The sequence below is a fragment of the Mixta theicola genome (assembly GCF_002895925.1).
GTDB lineage: Bacteria > Pseudomonadota > Gammaproteobacteria > Enterobacterales > Enterobacteriaceae > Mixta > Mixta theicola.
Genome location: NZ_NWUO01000003.1, coordinates 99,581 through 112,890, shown reverse-complemented (window position 1 = coordinate 112,890; position 13,310 = coordinate 99,581). Strand labels below are relative to the sequence as shown.

Genomic DNA, 13,310 nt, shown 5'->3' with positions numbered 1-13,310 from the left:
TACGCCGCGTAATCTGATTATGCGGGATGATGCGGCGTTAGCATGGGCCGCGCTTCCAGCCCGGATTTCAGCATCGCCAGCATACTGTTCGCGATCTCCCGCTCGCCCATAATGACGTTATCGGCGCCGCGCTCAAGAATATAGTGCACTTCATCGTCATAATGCGCGCGGGCGATAATCTCCAGATGCGGATGTTTTTCACGCGCTGTCGCGATAATTTCACCGGCCTCATAGCCGTTGGGAATACTCATTAGCAGCCAGCGTGCGCAGTCCAGCCGCGCCAGCTCCATGATTTCAACGCGCGTCGCATTACCCAGAATGGCTCTGATGCCTTGCTCACGCAGCGCTTCGACGCGCGTGCGGGAGTTCTCTACCACCACGATAGGGATTTCGGCATCCACCAACAGTTGGCCCACCAGGCTGCCAACGCGACCGTGACCAACGATCACCGCATGATTGCAGATATTAACCGGGATCTGTTTTTCTTCCTCCGCGGCTTCTTCCTGGCTTTGCTCGGTGAAATTTTCGTTTTTTTCCAGATAGCGTTCCAGCAGGGTAAACAGAATCGGGTTGAGCATGATCGACAGGATAGCGCCGGCCAACACCAGATTACGGCCCTCATCGCTGAGCATATGCAGCGAAATACCCAGACCGGCAAGAATAAAGGCGAACTCGCCGATTTGGGCGAGGCTAACGGAGATAGTCAGCGCGGTGCGCCGTGAATGGCCGAGCAGGGTCACCAGCAGCCAGGCCGCCAGCGATTTTCCTAAAACGATGATTGCCAACACGCCCAGCACCGCCAGCGGCTGCTGGAGCAGGATCATCGGATCGAACAGCATGCCCACCGACACGAAAAACAGTACGGCAAAAGCATCGCGCAGCGGCAGCGTATCGTGCGCAGCGCGATGGCTTAGCTCCGACTCATTCAGCACCATTCCGGCGAAGAAGGCGCCCAGCGCAAAGGAAACGTCAAAAAACTCAACGGCACCAAAGGCGATGCCCAGCGCCAGCGCCAGCACCGACAGCGTAAACAGCTCACGTGAACCGGTGGCGGCGCTGCGTGCCAAAATCCAGGGAACGACCCGACGGCCTACCACCATCATCAGCACCATAAAGGCGGCGACTTTACCGATGGTAAACAGTAAATCCCACGCCAGCAGCGCAAAGCTGGCGTTGCCTTTTTCCAGCATACCGGCAATCGCCGGCAGCAGCACCAGCGTGAGTACCATCACTAAGTCTTCAACAATCAGCCAGCCGATCGCAATCTGGCCGCGCTGCGTATCAATCAGCTGACGCTCTTCCAGCGCCCGCAGCAGGACGACGGTACTGGCGGTGGAAAGGCAGAGGCCAAACACCAGACCGGTCATCCAATCCCAGCCCAGCGCCATGCTAAGCCCCATACCCAATAGCGTAGCGACGGTGATTTGCGCAATCGCGCCGGGAATGGCAATCGCTTTGACCGCCATAAGATCTTTTAGCGAGAAATGCAGCCCGACACCAAACATCAGCAGAATAACGCCCAGCTCCGCCAGCTCCTGCGCCAGATTCATATCAGCGACAAAACCCGGCGTAAAAGGACCTGACAGAACGCCCGCCAGCAGATAGCCTACCAAAGGAGAAATGCGTAGCTTGCTGGCGAGCATTCCTAAAAGAAAGGCGAGAACAAGGCCTCCGACAATGGTGGTAATCAGCGGGGTGCTGTGGTGCATGCTGTCTCCTTCTGGGTAAGTATGTCCGGTTGTAACCAGTGTAAAACAATATGAGAGGATCAGCCTGAAAATAAACGTCTAAAAAGAGAAAAAACTGCGGAATATCTAAAAAAAACCAGATGGGCGCTATTTTTTTTACTTATGGCGCGCAAGGCTTGATAGAGACCGTAACTAATCGTTATCGAATTGCAAAAATAGCGTACTAAACAGGTTTAACTTGTCACATTAGAGTAATGAAACCACCGTAAAAGACTATAAAGATGAGAAGAACGCTATTTCACCGGTAATTTCCCGTTGTGAAAAATGTTATGGCGCAATGTTACAGGCTGCATTGCGGGCTGCCGCGCTTCAGGCATAACTGGCGTTAGTACAACGGCTGCGTTACAAATCCGCTGGCGTGCCTTACTATTATGGCAGTAAATGTCCGGCTGCTACGGGCAGGCGCGGCCAGAAAGTTCGTCGACAAGGAGAATAGCGTTGCGTTTTATCAATACCCTTATCATGGGCGGGATACTCTCCCTGAGCATGCTTTCATCGCAGGCGCAGGCGTGGGAAAAGGGCCGCGTCTATAAATTTACCGTGCTGCACACCAACGATCACCATGGGCGCTTCTGGCATAACGAGCAGGGCGAATATGGCCTGGCTGCGCAGAAAACGCTAATGGATGCTATTCGCTATGATGTCCAGGCGCACGGCGGCGCGGTGCTGATCCTCTCCGGCGGCGACATTAATACTGGCGTGCCGGAGTCCGATCTGCAGGATGCGGAACCCGATTTTCGCGGCATGAACCTGGTCGGCTATGATGCGATGGCTATCGGTAACCATGAGTTCGATAATCCGCTCTCCGTACTGCGTCAGCAGCAAAAATGGGCTAAGTTTCCTTTGCTCTCGGCGAATATTTACCAAAAAAGCAGCGGCCAACGGTTATTCCAGCCCTGGGCGCTATTTAACCGGATGGGTTTAAAAATAGCGGTAATCGGCCTGACGACCGATGACACCGCCAAAATCGGCAATCCTGAATACCTGACCGATATTGAATTCCGGCCTCCCGCCAGCGAAGCGAAGAAAGTGGTGGAGGCGCTGCGCGCCACTGAAAAGCCGGACGTGATCATTGCCGCCACCCATATGGGCCATTACGACAATGGTAATCACGGTTCTAACGCGCCGGGCGATGTTGAAATGGCGCGCGCTTTGCCGCGGGGCTATCTCGATCTGATTGTCGGCGGCCACTCTCAGGACCCGGTGTGTATGGCGCAGGATAACCTGAAGCAGGTCGATTATGTTCCCGGCTCGCCCTGCGTGCCCGATCGCCAGAACGGCACCTGGATTGTACAGGCGCATGAATGGGGCAAGTATGTTGGCCGGGCCGATTTTACCTTCCGTGACGGCGTGCTGACGCTGGAGAACTATCAGCTGATCCCGGTTAACCTGAAGCATAAGGTGAAGAACAGCGAAGGTAAGGATGAATGGATTAACTACCAACCGGAAATTGCGCAAAACAGCGCCATGATGAAGCTGCTGATGCCTTTCCAGAAAAAAGGCGAGGCGCAGCTGAGGGTGAAAGTGGGCAGCGTTGATGCGCGGCTGGAAGGGGATCGCAGCAAGGTCCGCTTTGAGCAGACCAATCTGGCGCGCCTGATCCTTGCTGCGCAGATTGCCCGAACCAAAGCGGACTTTGCCGTCATGAGCGGCGGCGGCGTGCGCGATTCTATTGAAGCGGGATCGATTAGCTATAAAGATGTGCTCAAAGTCCAGCCGTTCGGCAACACGCTGTGCTGGGTGGAGATGAAAGGCAGCGAGGTAGAAAAATATCTGGCGGTGGTGGCGAATAAGCAGGTGGATTCCGGTGCTTATGCGCAGTTTGCCAACGTCAGCCTGATCGCGGACGGGCAGGGCGTTAGCGAAGTGAAAATTAACGGCGAGCCGCTGCAGGCAGACAAAACGTACCGCATGGCGACGCTAAGCTTTAACGCCAACGGCGGTGATGGCTATCCCGCGATCAATACGCTGCCGGGGTTTGTTAATACCGGTTTTGTTGATGCGGAAGTGCTGAAGCAGTATATCAAACAGCAGTCGCCGCTGAAGGCGGAGGCGTATGCGCCAAAAGGTGAAATTATTTACCGTAGCGCGGCGGAAAAGAAGGAGCAGGAAAAGCAGAAAAGCCGCCGCCGCAGCTATCCCCAGATGATCCTGGCCTGGCTCAACGGTGAATAATAGCAGCAGGCCCGCCGTTTAAGTCGGCGGGCCTGATTTTATCCGCTATGGCAGGGAGTCCGCCATTTTTCCCGCAGTCTGTCCCATATCCAGTTATAAGCCACCGTATAGGGCAAGAAAAACAGGAAGAAGCCAACTTCCAGCATAAAAGCCTGTAGCAACCCGATGCCCAGCATCTTCGCCGCCACCGGCAGGCCGATAATAATAAAGCCGCCTTCGAAGCAAAGGGCATGAATAATGCGCAGCCCCAGCCCGCGCGTAACCCGATCGCGCGGAAACAGCCGGTCAAACAGGGCGTTATAAATAATATTCCACACCATCGCGATAGTTGAAAGCGCCAGGGCCAACGCGCCCATCTGGAACAGCGGTTTGTTCATGACCGCCGCCGCCAGCGGTGAAACTATCAGGATAGCCAACGCCTCAAAACCTACCGCATGTAACAAGCGTTCTTTAAACGAACGGGTATGCATAACGTCTCCTTAAATAAGCTGGCGCTTATTTTCATCGTTCTCTGGGGTAGAATGAAACTATCTCCCATCGAAAAAAGCGATAGAACGATGCGTTATTCACCGGAATCCTTGCAGGCATTTGTTCAGACGGTGGAAAAAGGCTCTTTTTCTGCGGCAGCGCGCGCGCTGGGAAAAAGCCAGTCTACCGTTAGCGCCGCCATTGCGAATCTGGAAGCGGATCTGGGGTTTAAGCTGTTTCATCGCGCAGGGCGCGAGCCGGTACTGACCGAGGCGGGAGCGCGGGCGCTGCGTCAGGTTCAGGAGATCCTGGCAGCCAGCCAGCGGCTTGATGAACTGGCGGTGCGGCTGTCGAATGATGTCGAGCCTCGTCTCAGCATGGCGATTTCCGATTTCTGGCAGGCGGATCATCATGAACAGCTGCTGAAACGCTTTGCCGCGCGCTATCCGCATATTGAATTCGAATGCATGATTGCAGAGGACGAAGATGTTATTGAGCTACTGCAAAACAACCGCATCCATCTTGGCGTTATCCGCGTGCAGTCAGCATTACCCGTAACCATTGCCGCCTCGCGTTTACAGGTGCAGGCGCAAATGGCGGTATTTATTCATCGCGATCATCCGCTTGCCGCTCAGGTGCAGGTTAGCCAGGCGGAGCTGGCACCGGTCAGACAGCTAAAGCTGAACACCTGGGCTGGCATAAGAGAAAATATTTCATGCGGCCAGGTTTGGTCGGCGCCCTCTTATTTACTGTTGCTGGAGATGGCGGAGCAGGGGTTTGGCTGGTCGATCCTGCCGCGCTGGCTGGTCGAGCAGTTTGGACACGGCGTATTGCGTATGCTGCCGGTTGCGGGCTGGCCGCAGAATATTGCGGTGGATGCCGTCTGGTCAACCCGCACCCCGCCAGGACCGGCAGGGCGCTGGATGATCGATCGGCTCTGCGCGCAGCGCGCCTAATCCCGGCGAGCGATATCCATAAGATTTGCCTCTAACAGCGTAGCCAGATCGCTGGCCGCCAGTTCTATATCCAGGCCGCGTTTGCCGCCCGAAATAAAGATGGTGGGAAACGCGGCAGCCTGAGTATCGATTACCGTCGGCAGACGTTTCTTTTGCCCCAGCGGACTGATGCCGCCAATCAGGTAACCGGTAACGCGCTGAGCCAGCTGCGGATCGGCCATTTCCGCTTTTCTGGCACCCAGGGCCTTCGCCACCTTTTTCAAATCGAGCTGGCTGGCGACGGGCGTGACCGCGACGGCCAGCCGTTTGCCGTCACCGTTAAGCGTGACCAGCAGCGTTTTATACACCTGCTGCGGATTCAGGTTAAGCTTACGCACCGCCTCATCGCCGAAGTGCGTTTCGTTGCTGTCATGCTCATAGGGATGCAGCGTAAAAGGGATCTTTTTCTTTTCCAGCAGTTTTATCGCGGGCGTCATCGCTTTTTCCTGACGGTGAAAAATTACAAATTGGTGAAAAATAGCGCTGGTGAAATCGCAGGCTTTGAGAGAGAATCGCCTCGCGTCAGTAATTCAGTTGCTGATGAATAACCAAAATCATAAACAAATTCCTCTTTGACGGGCCGATAGCAATATTGGCCTTTTTTTTATCTGCGCCTTAGCAGCTCTGGCAAATTACCCTCGCCGTACAGGTGCAGCGCGCCAACCGCCACAACATAACGTCCCGGCGGCAGATCGCGCAACAGCGTATTCCAGCGTTGGTTGCGCTGGCTCATCAGCAGATCGTTTAGCTCGGTGCTGAAGGTGGTCGGCAATGCCGTTCGGCTCTGCGGCGGCGGCTTTTCCAGCCACCAGCTAATCATGGTTTGCAACAGGCGAGCATTGGTATGCCAGTGTTCCAGCGTATCGGCCAGCAGCGACTGACCGTTTTCCGGCAGGGTTTTAAGAATATCGAGCTGCTCGCCAGCGCCTTCCAGTTCAATAATGCGTCGCCCCTGCGCATGCGCCGCCTGCAACAGTTGATAATCGATGCCGTAGTCGGGACGTAGACCCAGCCGCTGCGCCTGTTGCGCCTGAAGCGTCAGCGCGATTTGCCATAAAGGTAACGCTTCAAGCTGTGCCAGATTAAGGTTCAACTCATCGCACAGACGGTTCAACTGCTGCAGGGTAGTGGCATCCACTCTTTCCGCCAGCGGCGGCTGCGGTTCGCTGTAGGTGAAAGGTGAGGCGCTGCCGGTAATATCCGCTTCCACAATCAAAGCATCCGCCTTTTCCAGACGCTCCAGCAGTTCCGGCGGCAGCGGCATCATATTGCGGGTGCCCATATGGATACTGCCGACCAGATGCAGCTGACGCTTGCCTGGCAGCCAGACATCCGTGGCTGGCCAACGGTAATGCTTCGGGACCAGCATGCGCAACAGCATGGTCAGGTTGTGCCGCCATCTATCCATTCTTTCACCCTTTGCCGCCAGTAAACTCCCCATGCTAGCGGTTTCATTTACCGATGAACAGGTGAAAGCGCTGACTTCCGTTCAGGTAGTCAGCGCCTGGAGGATGGATAGTTCCGCGTTGCGCGCTTATTGTCCGGGTGGCTGATAGCGCAACAGCCGGTTGGCATTGCTGACGACGGTAATCGAGGAAAGCGCCATTGCCGCGCCGGCGATCACCGGGCTGAGCAGGGTGCCGGTTAGCGGCCAGAGAACGCCTGCGGCGACAGGAATCGCCAGCGAATTGTAGATAAATGCGCCCAGCAGATTCTGCTTCATATTACGCAGCGTGGCTTTGGCAATCGCCAGGGCATCGACCACGCTGTGAAGATCGTGACGCATCAGCGTAATGGCGGCGGTTTCGATCGCCACATCGCTGCCGCCGCCCATGGCTATACCGACGTTGGCCTGAGCCAGCGCGGGGGCATCGTTAATGCCGTCGCCGACCATCGCCACTTTACGGCCCGCCTGCTGCAGCTGAATAATCGCCGCCGCTTTGCCGTCCGGCAATACGCCCGCAATCACCCGATCCAGCCCGGCCTCGCGCGCAATGGCGTTGGCGGTGATTTCATTATCTCCGGTCAGCATGATCAGCTGATAGCCCAGCCCGTGCAGGCGCTGCAGCGCGCTAACGCTCTCTTTACGCAACGGATCGCGGATGGCCAGCAGGCCCGCCAGCTTGCCCGCCACCGCCAGAAATACCGGCGTCGCGCCGTTGGCCGCCTGCTCATCGGCCAGCGATACGGCCTGTTCTGCCTCAATCTGCTGCTGCGTCAGTAAGGCGGCGTTTCCCAGCAGCATCGGTTTGCCTTCCAGCTGAGCGCTAACGCCCATACCGCGCAGGGTGCGAAACTGGCTGCTTTCCGGCAGGGCCATTTCACCGGCGCGATCGCGAATCGCTTTCGCCAGGGGATGGCTGGAACCCTGTTCCAGCGCCGCCGCCCAGCGTAAAACCTGTGCTTCGCTAAAGCCGTTAAAGGCGATGACCCGATCGACCTGCGGCGCGCCCTGCGTCAGCGTCCCGGTTTTATCAAATACCAGCGTATCCAGTTCGCTGGCGCGCTGTAGCGCATCGGCATCGCGCACCAGTACGCCAAACTCCGCCGCACGTCCAACGCCCGCGATGATCGACATTGGCGTTGCCAGCCCTAACGCACAGGGACAGGCGATAATCAGCACGGTGGTGGCGATCACCAGCATATAGACCAGCGAAGGCTGCGGGCCGATGAAATACCAGACGGCGGCGCTGAGCAGCGCGATCAGCACCACCACCGGAACAAACACCGCGGAGATGCGATCCGCCAGCTGCCCGATTGCCGGTTTGCTGCTTTGCGCCTGACGCACCAGCTGAATAATGCGCGACAGCGTGGTGTTTTTACCGATAGCGCTGGCGCGGAACAGAACGCTGCCGTCCTGCACCAGCGTACCCGCATGTAAGGCTTTACCCTCTTCCTTATGCTGCGGCAGAGGTTCACCGGTCAGCATGGACTCATCCAGCCAGGCTTCGCCTGCGGTGACAGCGCCGTCAACCGGAACGCGATCGCCGGTCACCAGCCTTAACACCATCCCCAGCTGCACATCGCTTAACGCCACGGTTTTTTCGCCGTCAGCGGTGATAACGCGTGCCGTGGCGGGGGTTAAATCCAGCAGTCGTTCCAGCGCTTTTGATGAACGCTGACGCGCCCGCTGTTCCAGCGCATGGCCCAAATTAATCAGGCCGATAATCATCGCGCTGGCTTCGTAATAAAGATGACGCGCGGCGACCGGGAAAAATTCCGGCCACAGATTGACGCTGATAGAGTAGAGCCAGGCGGCCAGCGTGCCCAGCGCGACCAGCGTATCCATCGTGGCGGAGCGGTTCAGCAAACTGCGCCACGCGCTGCGATAAAAATGTCCGCCTGCGACGATCATCACCAGCAGCGTCAACACGCCGATTACCAGCCAGCCGCTGCGATTGCTGGCGGTCAGCATCATATTGTCGCCAAACAGTCCGTAAATCATCAGCGGCACGCCGAGCGCCAGCGCCAGCGCAGACTGCCAGCTAAAGCGCCGCATCGCCTGTCGGGCGCTGAGCTGCTGCTTTTCACGCCGTTCGCTCTCGTCGCCAATCACTTCAGCGCCGTAGCCCGCTGCCGTTACGGCGGCCACCAGCGCATCCGGCTGTACAGAGCCAATCACCAGGGCGCTGCGCTCGGCAAGGTTGACGCGCGCCTGCTGTACCCCTTCGACCTGCGCCAGCGCCTTTTCCACCCGGCTAACGCAGCTGGCGCAGCTCATGCCGTCGATCAGCAGCTGATAATTTTCTGCGGCGTCATCAGCCTGGGTCGAAAGCGCCGCGTTATCCGCTGCGGCGTCGGCTTTGGTTGCAGGACGTGAATGCTCCGCTGCGGCATCGGCCTGAGCGGGAGTCGATACATTATCCGCTGCCAGCTGGTTTTCTGATGCTGGCAGCGGTTCAGGCTTTGGGGAGCTATTATCCTGCAGACTGGCGTGGTAGCCTGCCTGCTCAACGGTGGCGATCAGCGCCTCTGCTGCGGCATCGCCGGTTACCCGCGCCTCGTTCAGCGAAACATCCGCTTGCTGAACATCCTGACGCTGCTCCAGCGCCTCTTTTACGCGTTTAACGCAGTGGCCGCAGGTGAGGCCGTCCAGCGCTAAAAGGGTGGTATGTGACATAAGGTTTCTCCTTACTCTTCAGGCACGATAAATTATCGGAGCTATAAGCTTAAACCTTCCATTAAGGGAAAGGTCAAGTTTTTAACCTGCTGATTATTTTGTGTGGGAAAAGCCGGTTTAACCCTATTTACCTGCACCCATGATGGCGAATCAGCGTTATCCTGCCAGCAATAGCGTAAAGGGGGATAGGATGAATATTAGCGATGTGGCAAAAAGAACCGGCTTAACCAGCAAGGCGATCCGCTTTTATGAAGAGAAAGGGCTGGTAACGCCGCCGCTGCGTAGCGAAAACGGCTACCGCAGCTACACGGCTCGCCATCTGGAAGAGCTCACGCTGCTGCGGCAGGCGCGGCAGGTAGGTTTTACTCTTGATGAGTGCCGTGAACTGGTGCAGCTGTTTAACGATCCGGCGCGTCACAGCGCTGATGTCAAAAGGCGCACGCTGCAGAAAGTTAAGGAAATCGAAGCGCACATTAATGAGCTTAATGCCATGCGGGAACGGCTGCTGGCGCTGGCGGAAGTTTGTCCTGGCGATGAGAGCGCCGATTGCCCGATTATCGATAATCTTGCCGGCTGCTGCCATCGCACAAAAAAATAGGGCCTGAACAGGGCAATTCGTCCCAGGAAAAAATTACTGGCCGGAGTTTTCAGGTGTCTGCGGCCTGATACGTAAGGTTACGCCTTCCACGCAGATCACCACCACACGCGTACCGGCAGGCAGATCGCTGTCGGCCTGCACGCGCCAGCTGCTGTCACCGACGCGAACATGGCCCAGCCCGTTAACCAAATCTCCATCCAGCGTCAGCTGCATACCGGTCATCTGCATACCGCGCTGGTTAAGCAGCATGCCGGGCTGTTTTTGGCGCAGCGCCAGCCAGCGATACCAGAGAAAGGCGGCGAGTAACGTGAGCAGCGCGAACAGTATCCCCTGCGTTTCCCACGAAAAAGGCAGCAGCCAGCGTATTAATCCTACCGCCAGCGCCGCCAGCCCGCTCCACAGCAGATAGCCGCTGGTACCCAGCATTTCCGCAATCAATAACAGGCCGCCCAGCGTTAACCAGAACCAGTGGGGATGATTAATAACGGCCGCCAACATTATTTATTGCTCCGCGACTGCCTGCTTTCGTTCAGCAGTTCGCTGATACCGGTGATGGAACCCATAATGCTGGTCGCATCCAACGGCATCAGCACCACTTTGCTGTTATTGGCAGAGCCAATTTTTTGCAGCGCGTCGGTATATTGCTGCGCGACAAAATAGTTCACCGCCTGAATATCCCCGGCGGCAATCGCTTCCGACACCATTTTTGTTGCGCGTGCTTCGGCTTCCGCTGCGCGCTCACGCGCTTCCGCCTGCAGGAAAGCGGCCTGGCGATCGCCTTCCGCTTTTAAAATCTCCGACTGTTTTTCCCCTTCGGCACGTAAAATCGCTGCCTGTCGAATGCCTTCCGCCGCCAGAATATCGGCTCGCTTGGTGCGCTCTGCTTTCATCTGGGCGTTCATGGCAGCGATCAGCTCCTGCGGCGGGCGCACATCGCGAATTTCTATGCGCGTCACTTTAATGCCCCAGGGGTTGGTCGCCTCATCCACAATATGCAACAGGCGGGTATTAATGCTGTCACGCTGCGACAGCATTTCATCCAGCTCCATCGAACCAAGGACGGTACGGATATTGGTCATCGTCAGATTAACGATCGCCTGTTCAAGATTGCTCACCTCATAGGCGGCGCGCGCCGGATCGACCACCTGAATAAAACAGACGGCGTCGATGGTGACGTTGGCGTTATCTTTGGAAATCACTTCCTGGGAAGGAACGTCGAGCACCTGCTCCATCATATTAATCTTGCGACCAACACGATCCATAAACGGGACTAAAAGATTTAAACCGGGCTGCAGCGTTTTGGTATAACGACCAAAGCGTTCCACGGTCCACTGATAGCCCTGCGGCACAATTTTTATGCCTGACCAGACGATAATCAGCGCAACGACGATAAGCACGGGGATCACAGTAAACATACAACCTCCAGACTGTCTTATGACGGGCCGAACCCTGGCCCGTTGTCGGCAGAAATTAGTAGAGCAGGGAGTATAACAGGCGACGATATTTTGCCGCCAGCGCATCGCCGGTACCGAGCGCTGCCAGAATTTCCTGCAGCATTTTACGCGCCTGGCCGTCGGCGGCGTTAAGATCACTCTTTAAAAAACGGTAAAGCAGCTCCAGCGCCTCTTCGTTGCGGCCAACCTGATGCAGCTGCAGCGCCAGTTTGCTTGCCAGTTCGGCATTCTGCGGATCGCTTTCCAGCTGCTGCTGGAGCTGCTGGATTTCCGGGGTATCCGCGGCCTGCCTCAGCAGATCGATCTGGGCTATCAGACCCTGATAGCGGGTATCCTGATCCTGCAGCGGCACGACTTTCAGCACGCCTTCCGCCTCATCGCTGCGGTTAAGGGAAATCAATACTTCAGCCAGCAAAAAGCCGATGTCGCTGGACTGATTGCTTAGCTGCCAGGCCTCTTTCAGCAGCGGAAGCGCGTCCAGCGGTTTTCCCTGCTGCACCAGCTCGATAGCCTGCTGCGCCTTCAGTTCCTCTTCGCGCGGCAGCACTTTTTGCAGCAGGGCGCGAATAGCCTCTTCCGGCTGCGGTCCCTGGAAGCCATCGACCGGCTGACCATTCTGGAACAGATAAACCGTGGGAATGGCGCGCAGGCCGAACTGCGAAGCGACCATCGGCTCATTATCACAGTCGAGCTTCGCCAGCACGAACTGCCCGGCGTATTCCTGCGCCAGCCGCTCCAGCACCGGCGTGAGTTGCTGGCAGTGCTGGCTGCGTTCGGACCAGAAATAGAACAGGACCGGCACCGTCATAGACTGTTCCAGCGTCTGCTGCAGGTTTGATTCGTTAATATCAATAATCGAAGCGTGTAATGACATGTAAGCGTCTCTTTGTCTGATGACTTTGTTACGATATTGGGGCGTTGCCTTCGGCTTCAAGCCAAATTTGCGCTGCCGCGTTAGTTGCCGCGTAAAATGCGATCCAGTATCCAACCCGGCAGCAAGCGCCGCAGCCAACTCATCGCATGCGCGACCAGCGTCACAGGATAACGCAGGCGCGGATGGCGGCTCTCCAGTGCGTGACGCAGCTTAGGCAGTATCGCTTCCGGCGGCAGCGTAAAGCGTGCCGCAATGCCAGGATTTTTAACCGGTTTCTCCTGCTGTGTCTGGTTTACGTTGTCGGTAAAGCGCGTATGGATAGGGCCGGGCTCTATCAGGCTGACGCGAACGCCGCTGCCGTGTAGCTCCATACGCAGGGCATCGGCCCAGGCCTCCAGCGCATATTTACTGGCGGCATAGGCACCGCGCCCCGGCGTGGCGATCAGGCCCATCACCGAACTGGTATTAATAATACGCGCGTCACCGCTGGCGCGCAGGGCAGGCAGCAGCAGCATAGTCAGCTGGTGGGTGCCGAACAGGTTGCTGGCAAACTGTTGTTCCAGCTGCTGACGCGACAGGGTTTCCAGCGGGCCGTAAACGCCATATCCGGCATTATTAAACAGGCCATACAAGTAATTGCCGGTCAGGGAAATAACCTGCTCTGCCGCCTGGGCCACGCTCTGCGCATCGTCGAGATCGAGCTGAATCCCGGTAAATCCCAATGCGTTCATTCGTGCCACATCCTCCTGTTTGCGGCAGGCGGCCAGCACGCGATAGCCGCGCATTAAAAGATCGTTGGCGGCGACCAACCCGATACCGCTGGAGCAGCCGGTAATTAATACGTTTTTTTGCATAACTTTACGTCCGTGGCCACTGTG

12 protein-coding genes are annotated in these 13,310 nt (G+C 56.8%); 3 read left to right on the top strand and 9 right to left on the bottom strand.

The genetic code is table 11. The features are described 5' to 3' along the window. Positions 1 to 17 precede the first annotated feature (17 nt). Positions 18 to 1,709 (bottom strand): YbaL family putative K(+) efflux transporter, encoded by a 1,692-nt coding sequence (ybaL, locus tag COO59_RS05425; RefSeq protein ID WP_103058802.1) that lies wholly within the window; start codon positions 1,707 to 1,709, stop codon positions 18 to 20. A gap of 501 nt (positions 1,710 to 2,210) precedes the next feature. On the opposite strand from ybaL, the gene ushA reads away from it, so the two are divergent. Continuing rightward, the gene (gene ushA / locus COO59_RS05420; RefSeq protein ID WP_103059024.1) at positions 2,211 to 3,923 is read left to right on the top strand and encodes a bifunctional UDP-sugar hydrolase/5'-nucleotidase UshA; all 1,713 of its coding nucleotides are present in this window, start codon (positions 2,211 to 2,213) and stop codon (positions 3,921 to 3,923) included. Positions 3,924 to 3,961: 38 nt separating this feature from the next. Here the strand turns inward: ushA and COO59_RS05415 are convergent, their stop codons facing one another. Beyond that, the gene (locus COO59_RS05415) at positions 3,962 to 4,393 is read right to left on the bottom strand and encodes a multidrug/biocide efflux PACE transporter (protein ID WP_103058801.1); all 432 of its coding nucleotides are present in this window, start codon (positions 4,391 to 4,393) and stop codon (positions 3,962 to 3,964) included. A gap of 87 nt (positions 4,394 to 4,480) precedes the next feature. On the opposite strand from COO59_RS05415, the gene COO59_RS05410 reads away from it, so the two are divergent. Beyond that, entirely contained in the window at positions 4,481 to 5,347 is an 867-nt protein-coding gene (locus COO59_RS05410) for a LysR family transcriptional regulator (protein ID WP_103058800.1), read from the top strand. Here COO59_RS05410 and ybaK read toward each other — a convergent pair. From ybaK to copA, 3 genes are all read right to left on the bottom strand, one after another. Continuing rightward, positions 5,344 to 5,823 (bottom strand): Cys-tRNA(Pro)/Cys-tRNA(Cys) deacylase YbaK, encoded by a 480-nt coding sequence (gene ybaK / locus COO59_RS05405; protein WP_103058799.1) that lies wholly within the window; start codon positions 5,821 to 5,823, stop codon positions 5,344 to 5,346. The genes COO59_RS05410 and ybaK overlap by 4 nt on opposite strands. A gap of 167 nt (positions 5,824 to 5,990) precedes the next feature. Continuing rightward, the gene (locus tag COO59_RS05400) at positions 5,991 to 6,794 is read right to left on the bottom strand and encodes a TraB/GumN family protein (protein ID WP_103058798.1); all 804 of its coding nucleotides are present in this window, start codon (positions 6,792 to 6,794) and stop codon (positions 5,991 to 5,993) included. Positions 6,795 to 6,920: 126 nt separating this feature from the next. Then, a complete protein-coding gene (gene copA, locus COO59_RS05395; protein WP_103058797.1) occupies positions 6,921 to 9,506 on the bottom strand; it encodes a copper-exporting P-type ATPase CopA in 2,586 nt (861 codons plus the stop codon). A gap of 190 nt (positions 9,507 to 9,696) precedes the next feature. Between copA and cueR the strand changes: the two genes are divergently transcribed. Then, a complete protein-coding gene (cueR, locus tag COO59_RS05390) occupies positions 9,697 to 10,104 on the top strand; it encodes a Cu(I)-responsive transcriptional regulator (protein WP_103058796.1) in 408 nt (135 codons plus the stop codon). A 33-nt stretch (positions 10,105 to 10,137) separates the two neighbouring features. Here cueR and COO59_RS05385 read toward each other — a convergent pair whose 3' ends face one another. The 4 genes from COO59_RS05385 to COO59_RS05370 form a co-directional block, all read right to left on the bottom strand. Next, the gene (locus COO59_RS05385) at positions 10,138 to 10,602 is read right to left on the bottom strand and encodes an NfeD family protein (protein ID WP_103058795.1); all 465 of its coding nucleotides are present in this window, start codon (positions 10,600 to 10,602) and stop codon (positions 10,138 to 10,140) included. Beyond that, positions 10,602 to 11,519, bottom strand: coding sequence for an SPFH domain-containing protein (locus COO59_RS05380; RefSeq protein WP_103058794.1), 918 nt, complete (start codon positions 11,517 to 11,519; stop codon positions 10,602 to 10,604). The genes COO59_RS05385 and COO59_RS05380 overlap by 1 nt, the downstream gene beginning before the upstream one ends. A gap of 55 nt (positions 11,520 to 11,574) precedes the next feature. Beyond that, positions 11,575 to 12,432: a co-chaperone YbbN gene (locus tag COO59_RS05375; protein ID WP_103058793.1), complete on the bottom strand. Its 858-nt coding sequence runs from the start codon at positions 12,430 to 12,432 to the stop codon at positions 11,575 to 11,577. 80 nt (positions 12,433 to 12,512) lie between these two features. Continuing rightward, entirely contained in the window at positions 12,513 to 13,286 is a 774-nt protein-coding gene (locus COO59_RS05370) for an SDR family oxidoreductase (protein ID WP_103059023.1), read from the bottom strand. Positions 13,287 to 13,310: the final 24 nt, after the last annotated feature.